The sequence below is a fragment of the Synechococcus sp. H60.1 genome, assembly GCF_047462335.1.
GTDB lineage: Bacteria > Cyanobacteriota > Cyanobacteriia > Thermostichales > Thermostichaceae > Thermostichus.
Map to the genome: position 1 here is coordinate 1 of NZ_JANSJA010000217.1, position 671 is coordinate 671.

Sequence of the window (671 nt, forward strand, 5' to 3'; positions counted from 1 at the left end):
AACTAAAACTCAGGTTCGGCAAAAAACTCCGACAAATCCAAGGCAAACCCAGGGATCACCTCTTCGCCTTCTAGGATGTCGCCTGGCCGCTTCAGTGCTGTGGGCTCAGGCTGACGGTAAACCAAAACATACTTTTCTTCGGGATGAATAAGCCAAACAAGGCGGGATCCGTTCTCAAAATAATCGACGATCTTGTTGTGGATCTCTCCTACAGTGTTGTCATCAGAGAGAACTTCCACAACCAAATCTGGGGATCCCTCGATATAACCCTTGGGGATCCCGCCAAGGGATCGCAGCCGCTCTTTGGAGAAGAAAGAACAATCTGGGGAGCGGCGATTGCCGGATTTCATTTTAAACGAAGTGTCGGAATCGAAGACAACACCCATTTTTTGGGCTCTAACATAGGCAGTCAGGAAAAAACTGATTAAACTAACGTAGTAGCCATGTCTTGCACCCGCTGAGCCCATTGCAATTAACTTTCCATTTACAACTTCGTAGCGATTGCCATCATCGGGCAGAGCCATAAACTCTTCATCAGTCCAAATCTTCCCAGAAGCTGTTGCAGAGCTTTCGGTAGGTTCCTTTGCTAGCCTTTCCAGAGCTTCAATCATGGTAGCCCTCTCAGATAGCTAAAACAACTAAGGGATCCGAGCCTGGGCAAACACATCCTG

At 47.8% G+C, this 671-nt stretch carries 1 protein-coding gene; it reads right to left on the bottom strand.

Features of this window, described 5'->3' with window-relative positions; genetic code table 11:
* Positions 1 to 2: 2 nt before the first annotated feature.
* Positions 3 to 611: a Uma2 family endonuclease gene (locus NW852_RS10860; RefSeq protein ID WP_414365913.1), complete on the bottom strand. Its 609-nt coding sequence runs from the start codon at positions 609 to 611 to the stop codon at positions 3 to 5.
* Positions 612 to 671: the final 60 nt, after the last annotated feature.